Origin of the sequence: Bradyrhizobium sp. 27S5, from assembly GCF_037217225.1 — a bacterium.
GTDB lineage: Bacteria > Pseudomonadota > Alphaproteobacteria > Rhizobiales > Xanthobacteraceae > Bradyrhizobium > Bradyrhizobium septentrionale.
Map to the genome: position 1 here is coordinate 5569897 of NZ_CP147714.1, position 25188 is coordinate 5595084.

At 63.6% G+C, this 25188-nt stretch carries 21 protein-coding genes and 3 pseudogenes; 12 read left to right on the forward strand and 12 right to left on the reverse strand.

Annotation, left to right across the window (positions count from 1 at the left end; all coding sequences use genetic code 11):
- Positions 1-3 precede the first annotated feature (3 nt).
- Positions 4-864: an FAD binding domain-containing protein gene (locus tag WDM24_RS26260; RefSeq protein ID WP_166307041.1), complete on the reverse strand. Its 861-nt coding sequence runs from the start codon at positions 862-864 to the stop codon at positions 4-6.
- A 383-nt stretch (positions 865-1247) separates the two neighbouring features.
- On the opposite strand from WDM24_RS26260, the gene WDM24_RS26265 reads away from it, so the two are divergent.
- On the forward strand, positions 1248-2858 hold the full coding sequence (locus WDM24_RS26265) for an ABC transporter substrate-binding protein (protein WP_338827709.1): 1611 nt from the start codon (positions 1248-1250) through the stop codon (positions 2856-2858).
- A gap of 192 nt (positions 2859-3050) precedes the next feature.
- Here WDM24_RS26265 and WDM24_RS26270 read toward each other — a convergent pair.
- Positions 3051-5059, reverse strand: a pseudogene (locus WDM24_RS26270) (SPFH domain-containing protein).
- Positions 5060-5547: 488 nt separating this feature from the next.
- Here WDM24_RS26270 and WDM24_RS26275 point away from each other — a divergent pair.
- Entirely contained in the window at positions 5548-6768 is a 1221-nt protein-coding gene (locus WDM24_RS26275; protein WP_338827711.1) for an ABC transporter substrate-binding protein, read from the forward strand.
- Here the strand turns inward: WDM24_RS26275 and WDM24_RS26280 are convergent.
- The 7 genes and pseudogenes from WDM24_RS26280 to WDM24_RS26310 form a co-directional block, all read right to left on the reverse strand.
- A pseudogene (locus tag WDM24_RS26280) lies at positions 6765-6902 on the reverse strand (IS5/IS1182 family transposase); the annotation flags it as partial. The gene WDM24_RS26275 and the pseudogene WDM24_RS26280 overlap by 4 nt on opposite strands.
- 28 nt (positions 6903-6930) lie before the next feature.
- Positions 6931-7662 carry a phosphotransferase enzyme family protein gene (locus WDM24_RS26285; RefSeq protein ID WP_166297698.1) on the reverse strand — a complete coding sequence of 244 codons (732 nt, stop codon included), beginning with the start codon at positions 7660-7662 and terminating at the stop codon, positions 6931-6933.
- Positions 7663-8675: 1013 nt separating this feature from the next.
- Positions 8676-9131: pseudogene (locus WDM24_RS26290) on the reverse strand (amidohydrolase family protein); the annotation flags it as partial.
- A complete protein-coding gene (locus tag WDM24_RS26295; protein WP_338690341.1) occupies positions 9125-9973 on the reverse strand; it encodes an SDR family NAD(P)-dependent oxidoreductase in 849 nt (282 codons plus the stop codon). The gene WDM24_RS26295 and the pseudogene WDM24_RS26290, both read right to left, overlap by 7 nt.
- Before the next feature lie 211 nt (positions 9974-10184).
- Entirely contained in the window at positions 10185-11324 is a 1140-nt protein-coding gene (locus WDM24_RS26300; RefSeq protein ID WP_338827713.1) for an amidohydrolase/deacetylase family metallohydrolase, read from the reverse strand.
- Between the two features lie 59 nt (positions 11325-11383).
- Positions 11384-13267, reverse strand: a complete 1884-nt coding sequence (locus tag WDM24_RS26305; protein ID WP_338827714.1) for a cyclic nucleotide-binding and patatin-like phospholipase domain-containing protein — start codon at positions 13265-13267, stop codon at positions 11384-11386.
- A 168-nt stretch (positions 13268-13435) separates the two neighbouring features.
- A complete protein-coding gene (locus WDM24_RS26310) occupies positions 13436-14587 on the reverse strand; it encodes a zinc-binding dehydrogenase (protein WP_338690349.1) in 1152 nt (383 codons plus the stop codon).
- A gap of 139 nt (positions 14588-14726) precedes the next feature.
- On the opposite strand from WDM24_RS26310, the gene WDM24_RS26315 reads away from it, so the two are divergent.
- Positions 14727-15209 carry a hypothetical protein gene (locus WDM24_RS26315; protein WP_338690351.1) on the forward strand — a complete coding sequence of 161 codons (483 nt, stop codon included), beginning with the start codon at positions 14727-14729 and terminating at the stop codon, positions 15207-15209.
- A gap of 90 nt (positions 15210-15299) precedes the next feature.
- On the opposite strand, the gene WDM24_RS26320 is transcribed toward WDM24_RS26315, so the two are convergent.
- Positions 15300-16400 (reverse strand): hypothetical protein, encoded by a 1101-nt coding sequence (locus WDM24_RS26320; RefSeq protein ID WP_338827715.1) that lies wholly within the window; start codon positions 16398-16400, stop codon positions 15300-15302.
- Between the two features lie 76 nt (positions 16401-16476).
- Here WDM24_RS26320 and WDM24_RS26325 point away from each other — a divergent pair, with 76 nt between their 5' ends.
- From WDM24_RS26325 to WDM24_RS26350, 6 genes are all read left to right on the forward strand, one after another.
- Positions 16477-17163 carry an SGNH/GDSL hydrolase family protein gene (locus tag WDM24_RS26325; RefSeq protein ID WP_338827716.1) on the forward strand — a complete coding sequence of 229 codons (687 nt, stop codon included), beginning with the start codon at positions 16477-16479 and terminating at the stop codon, positions 17161-17163.
- Between the two features lie 256 nt (positions 17164-17419).
- Positions 17420-18133 (forward strand): acyl-CoA desaturase, encoded by a 714-nt coding sequence (locus WDM24_RS26330; RefSeq protein WP_338827717.1) that lies wholly within the window; start codon positions 17420-17422, stop codon positions 18131-18133.
- 5 nt (positions 18134-18138) lie between these two features.
- Positions 18139-18354 carry a hypothetical protein gene (locus WDM24_RS26335; RefSeq protein ID WP_338827718.1) on the forward strand — a complete coding sequence of 72 codons (216 nt, stop codon included), beginning with the start codon at positions 18139-18141 and terminating at the stop codon, positions 18352-18354.
- A 278-nt stretch (positions 18355-18632) separates the two neighbouring features.
- Complete coding sequence (locus tag WDM24_RS26340; protein ID WP_338827720.1) at positions 18633-20195, forward strand: FAD-dependent monooxygenase; 1563 nt, start codon at positions 18633-18635, stop codon at positions 20193-20195.
- 133 nt (positions 20196-20328) lie between these two features.
- Positions 20329-20946 carry a PilZ domain-containing protein gene (locus WDM24_RS26345; RefSeq protein ID WP_029081516.1) on the forward strand — a complete coding sequence of 206 codons (618 nt, stop codon included), beginning with the start codon at positions 20329-20331 and terminating at the stop codon, positions 20944-20946.
- Positions 20947-21279: 333 nt separating this feature from the next.
- Positions 21280-21894, forward strand: coding sequence for a transglutaminase-like cysteine peptidase (locus WDM24_RS26350; RefSeq protein WP_166297714.1), 615 nt, complete (start codon positions 21280-21282; stop codon positions 21892-21894).
- A gap of 173 nt (positions 21895-22067) precedes the next feature.
- On the opposite strand, the gene WDM24_RS26355 is transcribed toward WDM24_RS26350, so the two are convergent.
- Together WDM24_RS26355 and WDM24_RS26360 are read right to left on the reverse strand one after the other, a co-directional pair.
- Positions 22068-22454: a hypothetical protein gene (locus WDM24_RS26355; RefSeq protein WP_338827722.1), complete on the reverse strand. Its 387-nt coding sequence runs from the start codon at positions 22452-22454 to the stop codon at positions 22068-22070.
- 164 nt (positions 22455-22618) lie between these two features.
- The gene (locus tag WDM24_RS26360) at positions 22619-22744 is read right to left on the reverse strand and encodes a hypothetical protein (protein WP_283843185.1); all 126 of its coding nucleotides are present in this window, start codon (positions 22742-22744) and stop codon (positions 22619-22621) included.
- A gap of 317 nt (positions 22745-23061) precedes the next feature.
- Between WDM24_RS26360 and WDM24_RS26365 the strand changes: the two genes are divergently transcribed.
- The 3 genes from WDM24_RS26365 (at position 23062) to WDM24_RS26375 (ending at position 24831) form a co-directional block, all read left to right on the forward strand.
- Positions 23062-23619: a TetR/AcrR family transcriptional regulator gene (locus tag WDM24_RS26365; RefSeq protein WP_338827724.1), complete on the forward strand. Its 558-nt coding sequence runs from the start codon at positions 23062-23064 to the stop codon at positions 23617-23619.
- Between the two features lie 11 nt (positions 23620-23630).
- Positions 23631-24170, forward strand: a complete 540-nt coding sequence (gene fabA, locus WDM24_RS26370) for a bifunctional 3-hydroxydecanoyl-ACP dehydratase/trans-2-decenoyl-ACP isomerase (RefSeq protein ID WP_414645628.1) — start codon at positions 23631-23633, stop codon at positions 24168-24170.
- Between the two features lie 169 nt (positions 24171-24339).
- Entirely contained in the window at positions 24340-24831 is a 492-nt protein-coding gene (locus WDM24_RS26375) for a hypothetical protein (protein WP_338690376.1), read from the forward strand.
- Positions 24832-25188 lie beyond the last annotated feature (357 nt).

Consider the following 25188-nt stretch of genomic DNA (forward strand, 5'->3'; position numbering starts at 1 on the left):
GTGCTAGTGTCCTCCGGCGCGCTGGGCGGCGATCGCGGCCGTGCGCTTGAGCAGCACGCCCGCGGTTTTGATGCGGTAGGCGATGGTGCCGCGCTTGTCGTCGATCGGACGGCAGGCGGCGCGGCATGCAGCGGCGGCGGCCTCCAGCGCTGTAGCGTCGAGTTTCGAGCCAACAAGCGCCTGCGCAGCCGGCGCGACCAGCAGCACGGTCGGTGCCACTGCGCCGAGCCCAACGCGGGCCGCGGTGCAGACGCCGTCCTTCAAGGTCAGGCTGACGCCGATGCCGACCACGGCGATGTCCATCTCGGTGCGCGGGATCATCCGCAAGTAAGCGTCGCTCGAGCCTTTGGGCCGCGGCGGCAAGGTGAAGCTGACGAGGATCTCGCCCGGCTTGAGGTTGGTCCGTCCCGGCCCGGCCGGCACATCCTCGACCTTGAGCTCGCGGCGGCCGTTCGGGCCCTGCACCGTGACGACGGCGCCGGCCGCGATCATCGCCGGCACGCTGTCGCCGGCCGGCGAGCCGTTGCAGAGATTGCCGCCGGCGGATGCGCGGCCCTGAACCTGCTTGGAGCCGATCAGGTTCACGGCCTCGAGCACGCCGGGCCAGACCTTGCCGAAGCGTGCGTGCTCGGCGAGCTCCATGCCGGAGACGGCAGCACCCACGCGGAAACCGCCGTCGGCGGTTTCGGTAATCTCGGTCATCTCGCCGATCTTCTTGATGTCGACGATCAATCCCGGCCGCACCAGGCCGGCGCGCATTTGCACCAACAAATCGGTACCCCCTGCCATAATGCGGGCGGCACTTCCGGCGGCAGCGAATGCGCCAATCGCTTCATCAAGCGAGCGCGGTGCTACGTATCGGATATCGGTCATGTGGCTTTTCTGGACTCCCTCGGCTGCTTGTTCCCATAAATTGGCGGGATATGGCCTTATTGCTGGCGGCCTTATTGACGGCTTGCAGATCGCAAGCCTACACGGCCGAGCACGCTCCGAACAGCCGTCGAGGTGCGGTGGAAAGCGCAGGCTCCTATGCAGGATGCGCGCTTGCGCGGCCACGGCGCAGCCCGCGCCACGGCGGCGGTCATGGAACGTTCACGTCCAGAGCCCGGGCGAATCCGGCGCCGGGGCCCGGCTTGTGCGCGTCCGACCGGCGGCATGAGGCTTGCTTGCGCTGGGCAGCGGATTGGTGAAGCATGCCGATCGCTGCGGCATGCGTGCCGGCGCAACGACAAATCGGGAGACGGCGAATGGTCGATGTTTCGCGCAGAACGCTCCTCAAGCTCGCGGCCAGCGTGCCGCCGGCGATCGCGGTCCCGGCTATCCTCCCATCGCGCGCGATCGCCGCGGCCAAGGGCAAGACCATCACCGCGGTGATGCATTCGGATTTGCGCATCATCGATCCCGGCTTCACCACCGCCTACATCACCCGCGACCATGGCTACATGGTCTACGACACGCTGCTCGGCATCGATGCGAGCTTCAAGGTCCGGCCGCAGATGGCGGAGTGGACGATCTCCGAGGACAAGCTCACCTACACCTTCACCTTGCGCGACGGACTGAAATGGCACGACGGCGCGCCTGTCACGGCGGAAGACTGCATCGCCTCGCTGAAGCGCTGGGCCACCAATGACGGCACGGGACAGAAGCTGATGGACTTCACGGCGTCGCTCGAGGCCGCCGGGCCCAGGACGATCGTGCTCAAGCTGAAGGAGCCCTATGGCCTGGTGCTGGAGAGCATCGCAAAGCCCTCCTCCTATGTCGCCTTCATGATGCCGAAGCGGCTTGCGGAGACGCCACCCGGCAAGCAGATCGCCGAACAGATCGGCTCCGGCCCGTTCAAGTTCTTGACCGCCGAATTCCAGCCGGGCGTCAAGGCGGTCTATGAGCGCAACGCCGATTACGTGCCGCGCAAGGAGAAGCCGGAATGGACCTCCGGCGGCAAGGTGGCGAAGGTCGATCGCATCGAATGGATCACGATGCCCGACGCACAGACCGCGATCAACGCGCTGCAATCCGGCGACATCGATTTCCTGGAGCAGCCCTCGATCGACATGGTGCCGGTGCTCGAGACCAATCCCGATCTGACCGTGGCCGTGCTGAACAAGTTCGGCTTCCAGATCGAAGGCCGGATGAATTTCCTGCACCCGCCGTTCGACAACCCCAAGATCCGCCGCGCCGCGTTCCTGGCGATGAACCAGAAGGACGTGCTCGACGCCACCGTCGGCAATTCCAAATATTACGAGATCTGCGGCGCCTTTTTCGCCTGCGACACGCCGCTCGCCAGCGACGCCGGCGCGGAGACGCTGATCAAGGGCAACGGCATGGCCGAGGCCAAAAAGGCGCTGGCCGCCTCGGGCTATGACGGCACGCCGGTCGTGATCATGATCCCCGGCGACGTGCAGACGTTGAAGGGACCGCCGACCGTCGCGGCGCAGCTGTTGCGCGCGGCCGGCTTCAATGTCGACGCGCAGGTGACGGACTGGCAGACCGTGGTCAGCCGGCGCGCCAGCCAGAAGCCGCCGAAGGAAGGCGGCTGGAACATGTTCTTCACCTTCACGGGCGCCACCGAAACGATGAACCCGATCGTCAACAACCAGATCGCCGCGAACGGCAAGCGTGCCTGGTTCGGCTGGCCGGAGAACGCCAAGATCGAGCAGATGCGCGACGCCTTTGCGCGCGCGACCGCCCCCGACGCGCAGAAGCAGCTCGCAGTCGACATCCAGACGGAGGCCTATAAGCAGGTGATCTATATCCCGCTCGGCCAGTTCCGGATGCCGAGCGCCTGGCGCAAATCGCTGAGCGGCGTGCTGGACGGCCCCGCGCCACCGGTGTTCTGGAACGTCGACAAGACCGAATAGGATCGGTCTGCCCGCAGACTCGCTTCGCCTCTCCCGCTCGCGGGGGAGGCCGGATCGCATCGCAGATGCGATCCGGGTGGGGGCTCTCTCCTCGATAGGACTCGTGGAGAGACCCCCACCCCGGCCCTCCCCCGCAAGCGGGAGAGGGAGCGCACTTCCTTCGCGGCTATCGTTCGCCGTACTGCCGCCGCCCTACTGGCCGTTGATCCGGCGCGCGGCCTTTGGCGCCTCGTCCTTCAGCCTCTCCAGCGCGCCGGGCATCATCTGTCCGAACATCGAGCTCAGCATCGCGGTCGGGATCAACCCCGCATTGCTGTTCTCCTGCGCGGCACCGCCCGACATCAGGAATTGCGGCACCAGCGGCTGGTTGATCCGGGTCAGCGCGTCCGCAAACTTCGCGAAGTTCTGCTCGGCCAGCCGGTACTCCGGCCCGCCATAGGCATCGACCGACAGCTTGGTCGCCTGCGCGTTGGCGGTGCCGACCGCGAGCACCCGGTCAGCCTCGCCCTGGCCTTCGAGCCGCGACTGCTCGCCGACCGCGGCCGCCGTGACCTTCCTCGTTTCAGCATCCTTCTGCGCGCGGGCGAGCGCCGCCGCGCCCTCGTTCTCGTTGACCTTGACCTGGATCAGCGACTGCGTGAGCGCCGACTGCGCCGCCGCCGTCGCCTTGGCCTCGTTGAGCGCGCGCTCCTGCACCGCGGCCTTCTCCTGCTCCTGATAGGTCTCGATCTGCTCGCGCGCGATCTGGCGCGAGCGGAGCTGGATCAGGATATTCTCGATGGTGTGGTCGCCGGTCGCAGCCCGCGGCGTGCCGATCAGGACCTCCTGGAGGTCGAGCGAATAGCCCTCGAACTTCGCCTTCATCACCCGCGCCGATTCCTCCTGGATCGCGGCGCGGTTCTGCAAGAGTTCGATCAGCGTCATCTTCTGCGCGATGTTCTTGAAGAACGCGCTGACCATCGGGTCGAGCGTCTGCTCGACCAGCTTCTTCACGTCGCCGAAGCGCTGGATGATCATCGGCGCCTTCTTGTAGTCGATATGCATCACCACCGAGAGCGGCAGCGTCGGCTCGAACGCGTCCTTGGTGATCAGCGAGATCTCCGACAGGTTCTCGTCGAGCTTCATCGAGCCGACCTCACCGCGCACCCATTTCAGGATGAAGTTGACGGTCGGGATGATCTCGATCTTGCCGGCATAGGTGTTGAAGGCGTACTTGCCGGGCAGCAACGGGTCCTTCCAGACGCCGCGGCCGCCATTGAGCACCAGCTCGCCGTGGCGATACTGCTCGCCCGAGACGTCGTCGGTGCGTGGGCCGGTGTAGAAGATCACGACGCCGACATTGCCGACCGGGATCACCGTCTTCGGCACCGCCTCGACGGTCGCGAACAGGCGGTTGATGTACCAGGTGCCCTCGACGATGACCTGCAGCTGCCGGCCGCGATAGCCGCCGCCGCTCAGGAATTTCTCGGGCTCCTGGAAGTTGTTGTGGAACGTCTCACCGTCGCGCAGAACGGTGCCGACCTCGGGCGCGATGATCTCGCCCGGAGGCAGCGACGGGCCGTCATGCACGGTGACGATGCCGACCAGATCGTGATCGGCCGCCAGCACGACAGGCGCAAAGCCCCAACGCTCGGTGATCGTGAGCTGCATACCCTCGAGCACGCCGCGTTCACGCTCGCTCAGCGCATGACCATAGACGCGCTCGTCGGTGATAACAGCGAACTGCGTGGTGTTGATCGCATAGGTGCCCTCGCGCAGCACCTTGCGCTGCGGGCCCTTCTGGCCGCCACCAAGCAGGAAGCGGCGCGCGTCCTGGAAGTCCGACTTCTCCTCGGTATCGTTGGCACCGAGCACCTGCGACGACTCCAGCGCCGCGCCGTCGCGCGCGAACACATAGGCGATCTTGCCCTGGCCGACGGTCACGAGATCCGAGCGGTGAATCCGGTACATGAAGGGAAACAGCAATGCAGGCCGCCGCGCAGCACTTCAGGCTCGTAGCCGGCCTCGCCGTTCAGTGCGATGAAGCCGTCATCGATCGAGCCCTTCAGCGACCACAACTTTTCGACGATTCCGACCTGATTGTTGGGAATGTAGCGAAACACGTTTGATACGCGCAGCAGGATCACACATGCGACCGCTGCGGCTATCCAAATGGCAGGCTGGGTTAAACCTGAACCATTAAGAAAACCGAGGAAGTCCATAGTCCATCTCCACAATTCGCAACTGGGCGGTTTGGGAGCCCAAATCTGCACCCAAGAATTGCGGTGCGGAGATGTGGTGCGCGGCCTTGTCCGCGCAAGGCGGTGAATATTGTTCTCTCGGCCAATCTTTTTTTGATGACAGGATGAACCGCCGATCGAGTCGCGTGACATCGATTGGCGCGATCAACTTGCTGCGATTGCGCACCATTCGCAGCACCTGGTCAGCCGGGAATATTTCCGCGCCGCTTCGGGCAAAACGCCTGATCACATTGCGAGACCGCATGCGCGCGCCAATGCTATGGAGTCCGTTTGCTGAACCGGCGCGTCGCGAGAACCGGCATGGAAGCACGCAGATTCTACCACGAGGGAATGCTTGCGCGGCAGCAGGCAGCCGAGAGCCGGCGCCTGGTCAACGGTCGTACCACTCCTGCCACAAGCCGATGCGCGGGACGTCCCGTCGACAACATCGACGGCCGTGGAGCCGCGTGATGCGTAAGAGCTGGTACAAACCGGCAGCCGGAGCCGCAATCATCAGCCTCAGTCTGTTCGCTGCGGCCGACCTCTGCGCCGAAGGCCGCAAATATGATCCCGGCGCCAGCGATGTCGAGATCAAGGTCGGACAGACGATGCCCTATAGCGGCCCGGTGTCGGCCTTGTCCGTCATCGGCAAGGTGCAGGCCGCCTACTTCCGGATGATCAACGACGGCGGCGGCATCAACGGCCGCCGGATCAACCTGATCTCCTATGACGATGCGGCAACGCCGGCCAAGACGGTCGAGCAGGTTCGCAAACTGGTCGAGCGCGACGAGGTCCTGTTCACGTTCCAGGGCGTCGGTAACGCCTCAAACATCGCGGTGCAGAAGTATCTCAACGACCGCCATGTCCCCCAGCTGTTCGCGGGTGGGCGCGCCACGCGGCTCGAGGATCCGGTCGGCTTTCCCTGGACCATGGGATTCGCGCCGAACCTGCGGACCGAGATCCGCGTCTATGCGCGGTTCATTCTCGACAATTATCCGAACGCCAGGATCGGCCTGCTCTACCAAAATGACGAGAGCGGCAAGGAATATCTCGCGGGGCTCAAGGACGCGCTCGGCGCGCGGGCGCCGGACATGCTTGCGTCCGAAGCCCCGTATGATGCGACGGACCCGACCATCGACTCGCAGGTGGTCCGGCTCAAGGCGGCAGCGGTCGACGTGCTGATCGACATGGCCGCGCCGAAATTCGCCGCCCAGGCCATCCGCAAAGCGGCCGAGCTCGGCTGGCAACCGCTGCATTTGCTCGGCGTCGGCTCGTCCTCGATCGACGCGGTGCTGGTGCCGGCGGGAACAGAGAATGCCAAAGGGCTGATCTCGGCGAGCTCGTTCAAGGAGGCCGCCGACCCGACCTGGGCTGACGATGCGGGCATGAAGAAATGGCGCGCGTTTATGGACTCCTATTATCCGGACGGCGACAGGAAGAGCCTGTTCACGGTCTACGGCTATAGCGCCGCCGAGCTGCTGGTGCATGTGCTGCAGCAATGCGGCGACGATGTCTCGCGCGACAACATCATGCGCCAGGCCGCCAGCCTGAAGAATGTGAAGCTCGATCTGCTGCTGCCGGGTCTTGCCATCAACACCAGCCGCACCGACTATCGCGTGATCAAGGAGTTCCGGATGATGCGCTTCAGCGGCGAACGATGGGAGCCGTTCGGGCCGATCGTCGCCGACTAGGGCGCGGACTCATTGAGGCGCAGCCATAGCCTGATTGATGCGAGTTGAACGAAGGCTGGATAGTTGGCGGCAAGCCTATCGCAACGCGTCGCCACCCGACGGCATTGTTTGATCCTGTTGAAGAATCGCTCGACATAGCGGTCGTCGAGCCGCTGCCGCTGTTCAGACCGCTCGAACTTGGGCAAGCCGCTTGATTGAGTACGCGTCGTCCCAGCAGACGGCGGCTTCCCATGCGGCCGATGCTTGCGCGGCGATGTCGTGCGCGCCGCCATCGAGACCGGCGGCGTTGTGGGGCAGCACCAGGTCGAGATCGGGGACGTCAACATGCGACTCGTCCCAGTCGATCAGCGCGACCCGATCTGCGGTCATGCGGATGTTGCGCGGGTTGGGGTCGCCGTGGACGACGCAGGTCTGACGTCCGACGAGCCGCGCCCACGCGGCTCGGCATCGAGCAACGCCCTCAGGCGGCATTGCGCCGAGGTCGATCTTCGTCCCGGTCTCGGTGTGCAGGAGGTCGGTCGACGATCGCCAGCCCGGACGCTGCGGCCACCCCGCCGTCAACCGATGCAGCCGGCGGAGAATGTCGGCCACGCGACGCCAGTCGGCCTCCGTCTCTGGCGGTCCGCCCTCCACGTATGTCATCACCACCAGACCGTCCGCGAACAGCCGGCCGTCTGTCGTCGGGATCGGCACCGGCACGGTCAGACCTTCACGGTCGAGGTGTCGGAGAAGCTCGGTCTCCCACCCGAGATCAGCGTCGCTCCTCGCACCGAGACGACCGACCGCGAGGTGCCCTCGGACGCGCACGCTCCACACGTCGTTGGCGACGCCGCCGGCGAGCGGCTCGATGCGAGCTGCGTCTTCACCCCACTGCCCGAGTGCCTCCCATCCCATTGGCGACATCAAGGGCACTCCTCGTCGAGTTGGCTGACAAACTCCGCTCGAAGACGTCTTAAAGCGCGATGAGATTGGGTTGAATCGTCACCGCGCTTTGGCTCATTGTTTAAGCATGATCTCCGCGCAAACGCGTTTCGCGTTTGTCGCGAGGGAAAGCCGCTTCGCACCTTTCCAGATCATGCTTTAGCGCGAATGTCTTGGTCGCTTGAGTTCGGCGACTCGAAACTTTCCGGCGGCGTCCAGGCTGCTGCAAACCCAGTAGGCTCTATTTCGGTAGTCGCCCAAGAACACTTTGGTCTCGACGCAGTCTACGTAAGATTTGTAGGTGAGGTTGTCTCTGCACGTTGACGAGAAAGGCCCATGTACTTGTCCGCCCGCCGACTCGCTACATCCAACCCAAGGGTCTTTGCCGTGTGGGAGGCTTGATTCACAACCACCGTTGCAATTGCTGGCGACTTTCTCCAGCCTGGCAATCCTCCCCAATATTGAATCTGGTGCAGGTGATGGCGTTCGAGCAGTTGACGATGACGTTTGAGCGGATGGCGTTCGACCGGTTGACGACGTCCGGCGAGATGCCCCTGTGTTTGCCGTCTGCTTCGGCCTGTTTGGCCTTGCTGCCTCCTTCGGCGCATCGACCGTGATGCCGGGAAGCGGGCTGGCGGAGCCTGTTGGGGTTTGCGACGCCGCCGGGCCGCACAGCAAGACAGTTGAGAAGAAAGCGACGGCTGAGTGCGCGACAAGCCTTGACGACAATCTCATGACCATGTCCTCTCGAGGAGGGACATCCCGTCCCAATTGCGTTACCACGCATACTCAACTAGCCGAAATATCCGAACTTGGCCACTGAGGGTCAAAGGAATTTCTGCCGATGGCCGCCATTGACATGGTTGCCGAGGATCATGCGGACACCTCGCTCAAAGCCGTTGCCATGTCTGATTGTATCTCACAGGCGACCGGCTTCGATGTTGTTTTCTTGAGAGCAAACGGACGCGGGTCTTTGAACAGGCGTCCTACCTTGGATGCCACCAGCGTCCGCCGATCACCACGCCTTCGGATGCGATCTTGCGATCGCCCGTCAGGTGCTCGCCGACGACGTCGACATAGTCGAACTGCCCTTCCCTGATCGAGATCAGCGTGGCGTCGCCGACGCTGCCGGGCTTGAGGCTGCCGAGCTCCGGACGCCGCAATGCCATCGCGGCATTGACGGTGGACGCCGCGATCACGTCCGGCAACGACATTCCCATGCAGAGGAACTTCGACATCGTCGTCACCTGGTCGAACGCCGGGCCGTCGATGCAGAGCTGGTGGATGTCGGAGGAGATGGTGTCGGGGTAAAAGCCGTCGGCGAGCATCGCACGCGCGGTCTTGAAGGCGAACGAGCCCTTGCCGTGGCCGATGTCGAACAGCACGCCGCGCTCGCGCGCCTCCAGCACCACCTTCTTCACCGTGCCTTGCGTGCTCAACGTTTCGGGTTGCGCCCGCGGATGTGGTCAAAGCCTTGCTTGATTGCGGCGAAGCGCGCTTCGATCATCGGCTCAAATTCGAGGTCGGTGAAGATATATGGCCAGTCGTTTTCGACGCCTTCGCGGACGAGTTCACCGACATACATGGGATCGATGCCCTGAGAGACGCGTTCCCGGATCAGATTGATCTGCTCGGCAAGTGGGCCCGAAGTCGGCAAGGCACGGACCGCCCCCTCGAAGCGCTTGGGGAGGTTGCGCCCTGAGTTCACGATTTGAGTGCGGATGAACCCGGGACACAGCACCGATACGCCAATCCCGCGGGGCGCGAGTTCACGCCGCAGGCCCTCGGACAGCGCGACTACGCCATACTTCGAAACGTTGTATGCAGTGCTCCCCCCTGAAATAAGGCCAGCGAGCGAGGCTGTGGAGACGATGTGTCCACCCTCGCCATGCTGCTCTATCAACGGCCCGAAAATCTCGATCCCCCAAATGGTCGCCATCAGGTTGACGCCCATGGTCCAATTCCACGACGCCTCGGTCCAGGTGCCATAGGGCCCACCGCCGCCGACGCCCGCGTTGTTGACGAGGATATGCACCTTGCCGTAGCGCGCAGTCGTGGCTTCGGCGGCCGCCACGAGTTCGGCTTTGAGCGAGACGTCCGCTTTCACTCCCTCGACATCAACGTTGGTGAGCCTCAGTTGCTTGAGCGCCGCGGACAGAGCCGCTTCCTCAATATCGCAAAGCATGACTTTCGCCCCCGCCTGGGCGAGAGCGGTCGCGATCCCCAATCCAATGCCCGACGCTGCACCGGTGACGAAGGCGGTCTTTCCAGCGAGTTCCTTCACGCGCATTCTCCCCCCTGCAAGCGGACACCCTTGCCCCGAAACGCCAAGTGTCAAACGTCCAAGTGTCACTGGACGCCATATGACCGCACTTTCAAGCGATTGGGAAGTGTGCAGGATGTCCGCTCTTTGCCCTTAGCCGACATTGATTGAGACCGCCTTCCATGTCGCCTTTATGAAGGTAAAGCGGACACGGGTTTTGTGAGTACGCGCCCTATCTCGGATGCCACCAGCGTCCGCCGATCACCACGCCTTCGGATGCGATCTTGCGATCGCCCGTCAGGTGCTCGCCGACGACGTCGACATAGTCGAACTGCCCTTCCCTGATCGAGATCAGCGTGGCGTCGCCGACGCTGCCGGGCTTGAGGCTGCCGAGCTCCGGACGCCGCAATGCCATCGCAGCATTGACCGTGGACGCAGCGATCACGTCCGGCAGCGACATGCCCATGCAGAGGAACTTCGACATCGTCGTCACCTGGTCGAACGCCGGGCCGTCGATGCAGAGCTGATGGATGTCGGAGGAGATGGTGTCGGGGTAAAAGCCGTTGGCTAGCATCGCGCGCGCGGTCTTGAAGGCGAACGAGCCCTTGCCATGGCCGATGTCGAACAGCACGCCGCGCTCGCGCGCCTCCAGCACTACCTTCTTCACCGTGCCCTGCGCGGTCGCGGGCGTGTTGGGGAACGGACGGAACGCATGGGTCAGCACGTCACCGGGGCGCAGGCGCGCCAGCACCTCCTCATAGCTCGGCGGCGGATGGTCGATATGCGCCATCAGCGGCATGCCGACCTGTTCCGCAACCTCCAGCGCGATCTCGAGCGGCACCAGCCCCGAAGTGCCCGAGGCGAACAGACCGACCCGCACCTTGATGCCGACGATCAGGTCGCGGTTCTCATCGGCGACGCGGGCGGCGTCGACCGGGTTCATCAGCCGCAGCTCCTCGCTCTCGCCGACCATCACCCGGTCCGAGAAGCCGAAAATGCCGGCATGCGAGACATGCAGATAGGCGAGGATGCGGACCTCGCTCGGCTGGATCACATGCTTGCGGAAGCCGGCAAAGTTGCCAGGGCCGGCGCTGCCGGTATCGACCGAGGTGGTGACGCCGGAGTTGCGGCAGAATTCCTCGGCGTCGATGCCGAGCGAGGTGCCGCCCCAATAGACATGGGTGTGCAGGTCGATGATCCCTGGGCTCACGATCAAGCCGGAGACATCACGCACCTGGGTCGCAGGATCGGCGACAAGCCGCTGACCAACCGCAGCAACCTTGCCGCCCGAGAACGCCACGTCAGTCACGGCATCGAGCTTTTGCGACGGGTCGATCACACGTCCGCCGCGCAGAATCAAATCGAAAGGCATCGTCATCTCCGGATTTCAGTCCGGCACGATGGTCGAGATCGCCTAAGCCTGCAAGCGGCTCAGCCGGCGCGGGCCTCATGGGAAAGCGGCGCGGTCACCGTCGCCTCGTCCGCGCTGTTGTCCGCACCCTCATCCGCCGCCTTGGCCGACGCGACGATGGCCGCAATAGCCGGGTTCTGCGCCGCCTCCGAGGCAGCAATGGTCTCGCGGGCCCAATGGTAGGAGGATTGGAAGATCTCCTGATGGCGGTCGAAATCGGTCACGTCGATGCCATCGGGCGTTGGCGGGCGCATCACCATGTCGAGCGGCGTGGTCGGCAATGTATCGTAGCGTTGATGGGCGACGAGGCTCCGCCACAATACGTTGACGGCGCTCGGCGCGGCCGGGAGCGATTTCCTCCGGAACGGCGTCAGCAGGGACGCAAGCAGTTCAAGACGTCCCGGCAGCTTGGCATAGTCGACGTCGAACATTTCACTGGCCGGGTCGCCGAAATGGACCACCAGATTCGGGCCGCTCTTCAGCTGATGCATTGGCGCCAGCGGAACGTTGTCGACCAGACATCCATCGACCAGCATCAAGCCGTCCCTTGTGTAAAACGGCGGCAGCAGACCGGGGATGGCGCTCGATGCGCGCACCGCCTGCCAGAGCAGGCCGGTCCGGATCAATTCGAGGCTGTGCGTCGAAAGATTGGTCGCAACCGCCGCGAACGGCCGCCAGCAGTCCTCGATCCGGCAGTGATGGCCGTACTGATCGGCAAGCGCGGAATCGAAGGCCTTGTGGTCCAGCAGTGCGTAGCGCGGCCAGGTCGGGCGGCGGAAGCTGCGGCTGGAGACGAAGATCTCATGCGTGCCGCGCTCGAGATGCTCGGCGTCGTAGTTCTTGGCAAAGCCCGCCGCCATCGCCGAACCGACGCTGGTGCCGACAAAGATATCGAACATCACGCCGCGCTCACGAAACGCCTTGTAGATTCCGACATGCGCCGTGCCGAGGCTGCCGCCGCCACCGGCGACAAATCCGACGGCGCGCCCGCAGAGAAAGCGGACCAGGCTGTCGATATCGATCATGTCCTCGAGCGCGACATGGTGGTGCATGAAGCAGGGCAGCCGCATCAGCCAGGCCGCGGTGCCGCTGACCTCGTTGCGCCTGATATCATGAACCCGAACGAGGCGTCGCGTTGACGCCGGATGCACCCCGCAGGCGAACCTTTCGATCTCCGTCAGATCAGGCGCAGGCGCATGGCCACGGCAGGCGAATACGACGAGGTCAGCCTGGCGAATGGTTTTTCGCGCCCACTCCGATGCGTCAGCTCCACCGAAATAGGCCACCAGCGGCGCGTCATACTCGATCCTGTTGAGCCAATCGGCCACTTCGGATGCGTCCAGCGGGCGGCCGGGAAACATGGCCTGAACCCGCGCGAGGTCGACGATCTCGGCACCGGCGGCGGCAAGGCTCTGACGCAAGCGCTGTTCAAAGGCCGCAGGCACCGGCTCCCGTCCGCCGGAGATCAGCGCGACGGTGCGTGCCTTCGGCGACGCCCGGGCGGGCAACAGGCGCGCGGTCTGGATGGCAAACCGCTGGGCAAGAGCGGCAAGCAGCGCCTCGACGATCTCAGGCGTTTCCTGCACGAGCGTCGCATAGGCCGCACGCGTCAACACCAGCACGCTGCTATCGCGGATCGCGATCACATTGGCCGTACGCGGGATATTCGCAAAGAAGCCGATCTCGCCGACCAGTTCGCCGGCGCGGAGCTCCGCAATCGGTTCAGGATGATCGGTCCTGTACACGGCGAGCGCGCCGTGCAGCACCAGAAACAATGCGTCCGAGGGGCCGCCCTGCTCGACCAGCAGCTGGCCACGCACGAGATCTTGTCGGGTCATTGCGCCGACGGCGATCAGCCGCTGCTCCGCGCTGAGCGTTCTGAACAGCGGGAAGTCCTCGGACACGTTTCCCCACGCAGACGTTGCACTCGGCGGCACTCGGTTCGATTGCATGCGCCGATGTTAGCCCCGGGCCGCCGTCCCGGCGAGTGATATCAGGGCCATACCGGCCTCACCCTCGCCACTATTGTTGGGGGCACTGCAACAGGATTTGCAGCACCGCATTCGCCGGGCTCACTCCACCAATTCCGGCCACGGCACGATGGTCGACTTCACCGTCTTCATGGCCATCGCGTCCGCGACCGCCTGTCCGACGCCCTCCTCGGTGAACGGATAGATCGTCTGCATGTCGAGCCAGGGATATTTGTTGCGGGTGCGGTAGAGCATGTCGACGCCGAGCGGCAGGTCGTTGCCGGTGAAGCCCCAGGAGCCGAGCACGTTGAGATCCTTGGTGCAGATGCGGTGCCACGACGTATCGATCGAGCCGGCATCGGTGAACTGGCCCATCTCGACATAGGTGCCGCCGTCGCGCAGCATCTCGATGCCTTCGGGGCCGGCGGTCGGATGGCCCGAGCAATCCATCACGAGGTCGGCGCCGAAACCGCCGACGATGTCGCGCACCGCCTTGATCCTCTCCTCCGGCGTCTTGAGCTGCTCGATATCGACGGTCGCCTCGGCGCCGAACTTGCGCGCCAGCGCCAGCCGCGGCGTCTCCGGCGCACCGATGCAGATCACGCGCCCTGCCCCCATCTCCTGCGCGGCGGCGACCGCAAGGATGCCGATCGGGCCCGAGCCCTGGATCACCACCGTGTCGCCCCAGCTGAAACCGCCGGCGCGGGTAGCGCGGTTGAAGGCGCGGATGCAGGAGGTCAACGGCTCCGAGAGCGCCCCCAGCCGCAGCGACATGTCGTTGGGCAATTTGTAGATCTTGGTGCCGGGCAGCATGTCGAGATCGACATAGACATATTCGGCCCAGCCGCCCCACATGTGCGGCGGCTTGTCGAAGCCGAGGTAGCGGCCGTAATACACCGGCGTCAGGCACTTGTTGGCGCTTTGCGGGTAGTGAATGCAGTAATAGCAGCGGCCGCACGGCATCAAGGGCGGGATCATCACCTTCGATCCCACCTGCAGCGGCTTGCTCATGAAATCCTCTGAAAACTCCGGGCCGCATTCGACGATCACGCCGCCGAGCTCATGGCCGAGCGTGAACGGCCATGGCAGCGGCTTCGGCCAGTGCCCTTTCAGGATATGCAGGTCGGTGCCGCAGACGCCGCAGGCGCCGACCTTGATTAGAGCCGCCTTTTTGCTGACATCAGGCCATGGCACGGTGCGGATCACCGGCTTGGCGCCCGGCCCCTCATGCGTGCAGACGCGAATCTGCTCCATCGGTTCGTCCTCCCTGTCCTTGTCGTTGGGCCGGGTTCGGCCGTGCCGACTTTAGGTCAGGACGATCGGGATGTCATGAAGGCAGCTTAAAGCGGCAGCCCAAAGCGGATAGGCTTGTAGCATCGCGGGGAAAGGCACGATGAATCCAGGTATCGAAGGTATCGTTGGCATGTACGTCAAGTTGGGCGAACTGGACACGCTCGAACGGATGAAGGAGCATCGGCAGGGCTTGCTGGAGCAATGCGTCGATACCGAGCATTTCAGCTTCGATGTGACGCGATCGATCTACAGGAGCGACCTCGATGTGATCGAAGCCGGCATCGAGAGCCTCTCGGGCGAGATCACCGGCCATGTCGACGCCTTCAACGAAAACAGGATCGCCGGTTGGGCCCTTTACGACCAGCACCCCGACAAGCGGGTGAAGATCGATATCTACTTCAACGGCGACCACGTTGCCGAAGTCGTCGCCGATCAGTTCCGCAATGATCTTCTCAAGCTCAACAAGGGTGACGGGCACCATGCCTTTGTGTTCGTGCCGCCAAGCGGGTCGTTTCAGCTGCCCCTGCAGCTCGAGGTCCGCGCAGCGAACCGGAAAGTCCTGAAAGCGGTGACTGTTGAATAGGAAGTGAACGCCGCGATCAATCGGCGCCGAGATCAGATGACGGTGCGGTCCGACAACTGTCGAGCCGCTTTTTCGGACACACCCCAGTCATCATTCCCAAATAACCTGCGCGAGCTTGTTTGCGCTTTTGGGCGTCCAACGGGTCATGTGCCCATTTGCCGGGCGCCTCGACCTGTAAGTGAAGAGGTCATAGCCCCTCTCCACGATGATTTCCGACGCCTCGACGAAGCCCAGATCGTCTTCCGGCGTCTTGACGCTGTGAAAGGTCGTGTCGCTTTCAATTGGGGCGCCATCGGCAACCGTCAACGCAATCGCTCCCTCTCCGTCCCGGAGGGGCTGGCAGATCGGAACCAAGCGCGCCTCAAAATTCGTTGGATGGTAAGCCCGCAGCCGCAGGTTCTTGTAAAATTTCCTGTCGCCCTCGATTTCAAGAACGCCCTTGCACGCCGCGGAATTGAGCAGCATGCCACTTAATGCACTGATGCTGCCGACCTTCAGCTCATAGGTTTTCCCGCGTTCAAGACGCACGCCTCTGAATTCGATCAGGGATGTCTTGTAATTTGCCGGGGGAGCCGCAAGCCGATCCTGCAGGTTGATCACCTCGAACCGGGCGATCGGGAACATCCTGTCCACCTCGATCATCGGCATCGCGCGAATTGCGCTGATCAGTTCCTTCAGGCTGTCGGCGATGAGTTCCGAAAGTTCCACGCCTGGATGGCTCGGATCCTTGTAGAGGCTTTCCGGACGTCTGGTTCCGTCTTCAAGAAGGTGGGTGATGCAATCCCGCACATCCAGATAGAACCATTCGTTTCGTTCAAACACCGAGATGCAGTTCGAGATCAAATGCTTGGATAGCTCCACGGTGCTGACCGGGATGCAGACGAAGATCGGCTCGCATCCATTCTTCTTGGCGCTGTGCCCGATCCATTCGATCCATTTCACCACGTCGTAAAGCCCGATCGCACCGGCCGACAGCAGCGAGTAATCGATCGCGCACATGTCAATGATGCAAAATTCCGCGTTCCGAAAGAACGAGCGGCCAGCAAAATAGGGGCCAAGCAGCGAAGGACTCGCGCCGACGCGTCCCATCGACACCACTTCAACCGGCTGATGACGATCTAAAAATTTGTTGAAGAAACCTTCCTTGAGAATGCTGTTGGATTGACCCAAAATCGCGATCCTAGTCGTCATCCCACTCCCCAACGGCTGTCAGCATATGCTCAGACTTCGACTTCGAACCATCCCGCTTGCATTGTCAATCGTTGCAATGGCCACGATCTCATCAGCGACTGCCGCGCCATTGAGCGGACCCGCATGCGATGAGGCGGACCAGCAGATCGCGTCGACGCCGACGATCCCCGACTCCGCAAATGCGCTTCGGCGCGATCTGAAGAACGTCAGCTCGCTGCCTGCCCAGGCCTCGATCGTGATGCTTGGCGACTCGCTGGTCGAAGCCTGGCCGGAAGACCTCGCTTCCTCGCTCGTTGCGGGACATCCCGTCCTGAATCTCGGGGTCGGTCGAGATCGCATCCAGAATACGCTGTGGCTACTGACCTCATTCGAACAACAGCTCAAGCGCATCCAACCTCAGTCCGTGATCCTGCTGCTTGGCACGAACAACATCTACCTGGACAAGCCGTGCGGCGTCCGGCTTGCCTTTGACCATCTGTTTGACCGCATCAGCCGGATCTGGCCAAAGGCTCATCTGGTCCAGATTCTCATCTTGCCGCGCGGCCCGAATATGACGGGCGCAAAGGAAAACATTTCAGCCGTCAACGCATCGCTCTCGTCGCGAGAGAAGTCGGTGCAGAAGTACCGCGTTCTCGATGCGTCGGCGATCGCCTGCCAGAACAGCACGCCCTGTGCCAACTACCGCGAAGACCTGCTGCACCTGACAAGGACAGGGTATGAGCAGTTGACGCAGATCGTCAGGACAAACCTCAGCAGCAACTGAGCCGCTTCACGGGCCCCGGACTTCCAAGGCGAGGCGATCTCGAGCGGGAGTATCGACGCCGGACGGGTGCAAGGAGCGCAAACCAGAGTCTCAGTCGCATGATCGAACGTCTCCGCCCCGTGAGCTGACTAAATCACGACAGGCCAGGTGAAGCCGCCGGACATGCCAATACCGGCTGCGACATGACGGACGTGCGCGGCCAATTGACAGCGACGATCGCTTCACCGCAACCTGCGACACAACCTCAGGTGATGGAATGAAGCTGCAGCCCGGCTCCGAACGAATTCTCGCGGATAGCAGCACCGACCCGCTGGACGGACAGGTGCGATGGGCGCCAGCGAAATCGCTGTGGCTCGGCACCATGACCGCGGTCGCGATCATGTTTGGACCAATGACGTTTTCGTGGAGTGCATTCGCGCTGTTCATCGTGACCAGCGCGATCACCCTGTGCTTCGGGCATTCGGTCGGCATGCACCGCCGCCTGATCCATGCGAGCTTCGACTGCCCGCTGTGGCTCGAACGGCTCTGCGTCTATCTCGGCACGCTGGTCGGCATGGCCGGCCCCTACGGCATGGTACGGCTGCATGATTTCCGCGACTGGGCGCAGCGCCAGGCCGCGTGTCACGACTACTCCTGCCATCGCGCCGGCTTCTGGCGCGATGCCTGGTGGCAGCTACATTGCACGCTGGTGCTGAAACACCCGCCGGTCTTCCGGCTCGAGCCGCGGCTCGCCAATGATCGCTTCTATGTCTTGGTCGAGCGAACCTGGATGTGGCAGCAACTGCCCTGGGCGCTGCTGTTCCTTGCGATCGGCTCATGGAGCTGGCTGGTCTGGGGGATCTGCGTCCGCGTCGCCGTCTGCGTCACCGGTCATTGGCTGATCGGTCATTACTCGCATCGCAAGGGCGGACAGACCTGGATCATCGAGGGAGTCGCGGCTCAGGGCTACAATGTCGGATCGCCGGGCTGATCAGCATGGGCGAAAGCTGGCACAACAACCACCATGCGTATCCGAGCTCCGCGAAGCTCGGGCTGCTGCCGGGTCAGATCGATCTCGGCTGGTGGCTGATCAAGACGTTCGAGGCCGCAGGACTGGCGAGCAACATCAAGACACCGGACAATCTTGCGCCGCGCCCGGGCGCGCGCCGCGTCGACGACCTGGGCACAGCTGACGCGGTCGCCGGGACATAGCGGCCGTGTATTGGTCCGCACGCCAGTTGCAGATCGATCGCCATGCCGCTATATGGCCCGTGTCGGAAAAGGCAGACTTGGTTTGGTAAGCCCAAGTCCTCTCGAAGACGAAGTCCCTTCGAAAACGAAGTCACTTCGAAAACGAAAGCTCTGGTCTTCTGCCTCGTGCATGAGATCCCCACGACGAACACCGGACGCCATCGAAGCGTCCAATGTTCGTCCGTGTGGTTCTCAACCCGACGAACCGCTCCGGTCGAACATCGACACAGGAGTAGTTCATGCACAACGGTCACCCCCTTCCCCATGATGTCGTGATCGCCGGCGCCGGCCCCGTCGGCCTGCTTCTTGCCTGTGAGCTGCGGCTCGCGGAGCTCTCGGTGCTGGTGCTGGAGCAGGCCGCGGAGGCGCGCTCGCCGTTGAAGCGGCTGCCGTTCGGCATGCGCGGCCTGTCGGCGCCCACCATCGAAGCCTTCTATCGCCGCGGGATGCTGGCCGACATCGCGCCGCCGCAGCGCGCGAAGGTTGACGCGGACAGCAACGCATCGAATGAAGCGCACCGGATGCAACAGCCGCGCCGCCCGGCCGGCCATTTCGCGGGCATCCAGTTTTACCACGACAAGATCGACAGCTCGGCGTGGCCGTTTCGCCTGCCGGGTCCGGCCAGCACCAGCATGGCGGTCGATATGGAGTCGCTCGAATCCGCGCTCGCCGCTCGCGCAACCGCGATGGGGGTAGAGATCAGGCGCGGCCTGGCCGTCGAGGCGCTCGAACAGTCGAACGACGGCGTGACCATTCGCGCCAGTGGCGAGATCTTCGACGGACGCTGGCTGGTCAGTTGTGACGGCGGCCGCAGCGCGGTGCGCAAGGCCGGCGGCTTCGCATTCGTCGGCACCGATCCCGAATTCACCGGCTATTCGGTCGAGGTCGCGATCGCCGATCCGGAAAGACTCCGCGCGGGCCGCCACTACACGCCGACGGGCATGTACACCTACGCACGGCCCGGCACGATCGCGATGGTCGAATTCGACGGCGGCGCCTTCCACCGCACCCAGGAGATCACGCTTGAGCATGTGGAGGCGGTGTTGCGTCATGTCTCCGGCACCGACGTCACCTTGACTGCGCTCCGGCTTGCCACCACCTGGACCGATCGCGCCTGTCAGGCGACGGCTTACCGAAGCGGGCGCGTGCTGCTCGCCGGCGACGCAGCGCACATCCATTCGCCGCTCGGCGGCCAAGGCCTCAACCTCGGGCTTGGCGATGCGATGAATCTCGGCTGGAAGCTCGCCGCCACGATCCGCGGCGACGCGCCGGCCGATCTGCTCGACAGCTATTTCAATGAGCGGCATCCGGTGGGCGCGCAGATTCTCGACTGGTCGCGCGCCCAGGTCGCGCTGATGCGGCCGAGCCGGAGTTCGCGCGCGCTCGAAGCCATCATCCGCGATCTGATCGAGACGCCCGACGGCACGACCTACTTTGCCGAGCGCGTGTGGGGTGTTTCGCTGCGCTACGATCTTGGCGACAGCCATCCGCTGGTCGGCCGCAGCGCGCCCGACTTCGAGCTCGCCTGCGGGAGCAGGCTCGGCGAGTGGCTCAGGAATGGGCGCGGACTGCTGCTCGACTTTGACGCGTGCGCTTCCCTGCAGGCCGTTGCAGTTCGCTGGAGCAAGCGGATCACCTATGTCGCAAGCGACGCCCGGGATCGACTGGGCTTGCGCGCGGTGCTGGTGCGCCCCGATGGCTTCGTCGCCTGGGCCACCAACGCTGCCGCTGACCTCGAGGACGCCGCTCAAGCCATGGCACGATGGTTCGGCGAAGCTGACGCGGCGCATGAACGCGCCTAAGTCCTCGGGCACGGCGCGCGTGAAACTCTCTCGCTCCGTGTCCGGGTTCCCTGCCACAACCGTAACGCCCCGTTAACCCTATCAGCCTTAGGGTCATCGGGGCTCCGAATGGACGGCGGCCGGGTTTGTTGTGATGTCGTTTGCACAGAAGAAAACTACCGTCGTCCCCGTAGCCGAGGAGCGGCGGCGCTTCCAGCGCGTCAAGGTGCACCTGCTCGGCCGCTACATGCTGCCCGACCGGCGCGAGTTTCCCTGCCAGATTATCAACATGTCCCCGGGTGGCCTCGCGCTGCTGGCGCCGGGCATCGGCAATGTCGGCGACCGCGTGATCGCCTATCTCGACCATATCGGCCGGGTCGAAGGCCGCATCACCCGTATCATCGACAACGGCTTTGCGATGACGATCGGCGCCACCGCGCGCAAGCGCGACAAGCTCGCCGCCCAGCTCACCTGGCTCGCCAACCGCGATATCCTCAATCTGCCCGAGGATCGCCGCCACGACCGTATCGTGCCGCGCAACCCGATCGCCCTGCTCACCCAGGAGGACGGCACGCGGATGACCTGCCGCATCATCGACCTTTCGTTGTCCGGTGCCGCGATTGCCGCGGAGAACCGTCCGCCGCTGAAGTCGCTCGTGATGCTCGGCAAGGTGCAGTCCCGCGTGGTGCGAAATCTCGAGGAAGGCTTCGCGCTCGAGTTCGTCCACGAGCAGTCCGCGGAAACGCTCGAAGAGAGCGTTACCGCGAGGTAAAGCGAAAAGCCGCTCAAGCCCCCCGTTTTCAGCCCGCGAAGGCGGCCTCCGGTGTACCGGTGGCCGCCTTCGCCGCGTTTGGGCTGGTGAAATCGGCGGTTAACGGCCGGCGCGTTTGGCGCAACAAACCGCACAGGCGCAGCGCGCGCCGAGTTAATGCATAAAATTTGAATCAATTGCAGTTGTTTCAAATTTTATGCGAATTCGATTCAAGTATAGATCGAATTAGCGGCGGATTTTACGAGTATTCGCGTCAAATCTACTTTGCGTACTTAGCGGCGGCGAAAAAGCTTTGTGCGAAACGTGGTCCCAACAAGAAGAACGGGGGCCACAATGTTTGGGTTCAGGGGACAGGGGAAAGGTTTGGCAGTTGCCGCCATCCTGTTTGCGACGTGCGTGTCGGCCAAGGCCGGCGACGTGGTCTACGCCAGCCTGGGTGACGTCGCGCGTTCGCCGATCGGCTGGGTCGAATTCTGCGCCGACAATCCGGGCGAATGCCGCGGCAGCGCGACGCAACCACGCGACATCGTGTTGTCGCAGACCGCCTGGCGCGACCTGGTGCGGGTCAACAAGTGGGTCAATGAGTCAATCAAGCCGATGACCGACATGGATCATTGGGGCGTGATCGAGAAATGGTCGTTGCCATCCGACGGTTACGGCGACTGCGAGGACTACGTGCTCCTGAAGCGCAAGATGCTGATGGATGCCGGCTGGCCGCGCGAGGCGCTGTTGATCACGGTTGTCCGCGACAAGAAGGGCGAAGGCCACGCGGTGCTGACGGTGAAGACCGACAAGGGCGAGTTCGTGCTCGATAACCAGAACGAGAGCATCGTCGCCTGGACGGAGACCGGCTACCGCTTCGTCAAGCGGCAATCGCAGAGCGATCCCAATGTGTGGGTCTCGCTCGGCGACAACCGCCCGGCAGTCTCAACGGCAAGCTCGCGCTGAGCAGAACAGGAATTTCGAGTTCGCGACCCGGTCACATCCCCACCCCTCCCCGTCCCAGACCGGTTCGCGCGCGCCCACCCTTCCCCCAAAGGGTGGGCGCAACCTTTTTGGGGGCTGGAAAGCCTTGACGGATGAAGGTGATCGAGGCTTGCAACGCAGGCAGGCGCGCGTCGCTACGCGAATTGCGTAACCAGCCAGGTCACATAGACGAAGTTCAGCGGTGGAAAGAACATCGCGGTGCTCTTCAAAAGCACTCCGCTGCAGGCAACAGCGCCGCCGCAATCGCCCCAACTGCTCGACAGGCAGTGACCGGCAGCGAAAAGCCCCAGCGCAAACGAGATGCTCTTCCTGCCATCCGTCGCCGTCACGGCATTATCGATGGCATCGAGCATCGGCCCGAAACCGTTCGCGACCGGCCACCAGATCGGCCAGATGAGGGTGCAAATGATCTGCTTGACGCCGATCGGGCGCTCGCGATCGCGGTAGAAGGCGCCGATCGTGAAGATGCAGCCCAATGCGTAGACAACGAAAATTGGCAACAGAACCTTGTCGGCGCCCATCGCTTCCCCCAGCGTGCTAACAGAACGTAGCAGGGCCCGCTTTGCAGAAGGCCTGCTTAAAAACCTGATCGAAAAAGGTATTAACTGGCCAATATTCTAACTCCGGGCGGGGCCTCCTGCAATCAGTAGGACCTCGGGTAACGCCCGGTTCCCGACCGCAGGCCTCAGAAGAAGCGATCGAGAAAGGACGCAGCCTCGTCCGTGATGCCGACGATCTTGTTGGTGGCCTGGCGATAGAATTTAAAGTTGAGCTCGCGGCCGACCTCATTCTCGCTGGCAAACAGGACCACGATGTCGTCTGTGGCGACGTGCCCGCCGCTTATGCATGGTTTTCTGGGCGGTGAAGCTGAACGCCTTCGCCCGTGGATCGGGGATCTCGGTCTTGATCGCAAACGCCATCGCAGGCCCTCCACCGGTTCACTGCGCCTTCAGGCATCGGAGGCTTGACATGCTGGCAGCAGCGATATTGAATTGAATTCAGTTCAGCGGATGACCAAGCGATGAGCAACCAATGAGCGCGGCGAGTAGCACGACGAGTCCTGGGACACGGGAACGGCTGCTCGCGGCGGCGCAAGAGGAGCTCATCGAGGGCCATGGGCACCTGGAGATGCAGGCCGTCGCCAGGCGGGCGCAGGTGTCGGTGGGGCTCTCCTATCATCACTTCGGCTCCAAGGCCGGCCTGATCGCCGCCGTGGTCGAGGAGTTCTACGACCGGCTGGATCAGGCGGCATTCGCCGGTGCCAGGCTGTCAGCCGAGAGCTGGGCGGACCGGGAAAGGCAGCGGATCGGGGCCTACGTCGCCTTCCACTACGATCATCCGTTTGCGCCGCTGGTCATTGGACCGCTGAGCCGCGCGTCCGAGGTCCTCGATGTCGAGACCGCCTTCACCCGCCGCCAGCTCGCAGCCGGTGCCCGGATGCTTGAAGCCGCCCGGCGCGACGGGATCGTATCCGGCGACATCGACGCTCACCTCACCATCGCGCTGATGATCGGCGGCATCCGCCAGGCGCTGATTGGCGCACTCACCGGCGAACGGCGGCCCGATCCGGCTCAGCTGACCGACGACATCTGGGCCTTCATGGCGGCCGCGCTGCGGCTGCCTGCGGAGGCTCAATCCGGGCCGTCAAACACCATGCGGCGAAGCCGCCCTAACGTTCAACAATAACCGCAATTTCAATGGCCAGCTTGTTCAACCCGCACGATTTTCACACACCGCAATCGTCCTACACAAGGCCGGATCTGCTGCGATCGAGCGAGGGCGGCTATTTCGGCCCCGGCAACGCCCAGCTGCCGGCGCCACCGATGCTGATGATGGACCGCATCACCGAAATCAGCCTCGACGGCGGCGCCTTCGGCAAGGGCCATGTCGCCGCCGAGCTCGACATTGCACCCGGCCACTGGTTCTTCGCCTGTCACTTTGCCGGCGATCCCGTGATGCCGGGATGTCTCGGTCTCGATGCGATGTGGCAGATCATCGGCTTCTGGCTCGGATGGTCGGGCTCGCCGGGCAAAGGCCGGGCGCTTGGGGTCGGCGAGGTCAAGTTCAGGGGCCACATCACGCCGGACGTCCGGCTGGTCCGCTATGAGGTCGACATCCGCCAGGTCAGGCGCGGCCGGCTGGTGCTCGGCATCGCCGATGGCCGCGTGCTTGCCGACGGCGGCTGCGTCTATGTCGCGAAGGACATGCGGGTTGGCCTCGTCGCGCCCGCGACCTGACCTGCGGCGGCAGGCCCGTCGGCCGGTCGGAAGCCGTCCCGTTTTGGGGCAGCGCGTGCAGTTGTCGGCAAATTTCGCTGTCGCCGCATGGGTCTAGCGGACCCCGGGTTTTGCCCGCGCCGCGGTTGTGCTAATCAAAATCTTTCAATTGATGTCCGGTTCTGGTCGCATGGTCGAACTTGCCCCCCGGAATTCACCAGTCGGCAGCCTGATTGGCGTGCAGCCGATCGCGATCGGCGCCGTGGCGCTTGTGCTCGTGCTGTTCGGAATTGGCTCGATCGCGCTGTGGCGCAGCTTCACCGGCAACGTGCCCGAGACCGACCGCATGGTCGCCACCCGTCTGTTGCAGGCTAGGACCGCACAGGTCTCCGAGGCCCTGGTGGAGAAGACCAAGGGAATCGAGGAGACCCAGCAGGAAGCGATCGACCAATTGCAACTGGTCCAGGACGAGCTGCAGACCATGCGCAAGCAGTTCGCGGCGCAGCAGGCCGACGCCAAGAAGCTGTCCGATCAGGTCGCCCAATTGACCGAACAGGTCGAGGGCCTGCGCCAGTCACTGGCGAGCGCACAGGCCAACGAGCCGGCCGCCGAGCCCTCCCCGCGCAAGCGCTCGAAGGCCAGCCGCAGCGCCAGCCGGAAGCGCCACCGATCGCGCGGTTGATCCCTCGCGAGGTCTCCACGGCGCTCCCCAATCGGCCGGCCCGTAAAATTCCGCGAAACCGATCAAGTGCCCGTTAGCGGGAATTAATCCTGACTTTGTGAACTGGTTCACATATCGGACTTCGAATCCGAGTCATCTTCAAATAACCGGATGGCGTGAGCCGATTTCAATATCCGGGGCTGGCAAGGTCGTTGACGGTATACTACGTCGACGGCCTTGTTCTTTTGAGGGCCTTGGAATGCGGCCCACCCTTCCCGACTATCATTGGCGCGCTCGGGACAGCTGCACCCGCGCAGCGATGCGCAAAGAAGAGCGAAACCGCGGCGCGGCGGGCTCGAGCTGATCGAAACCCCGCGT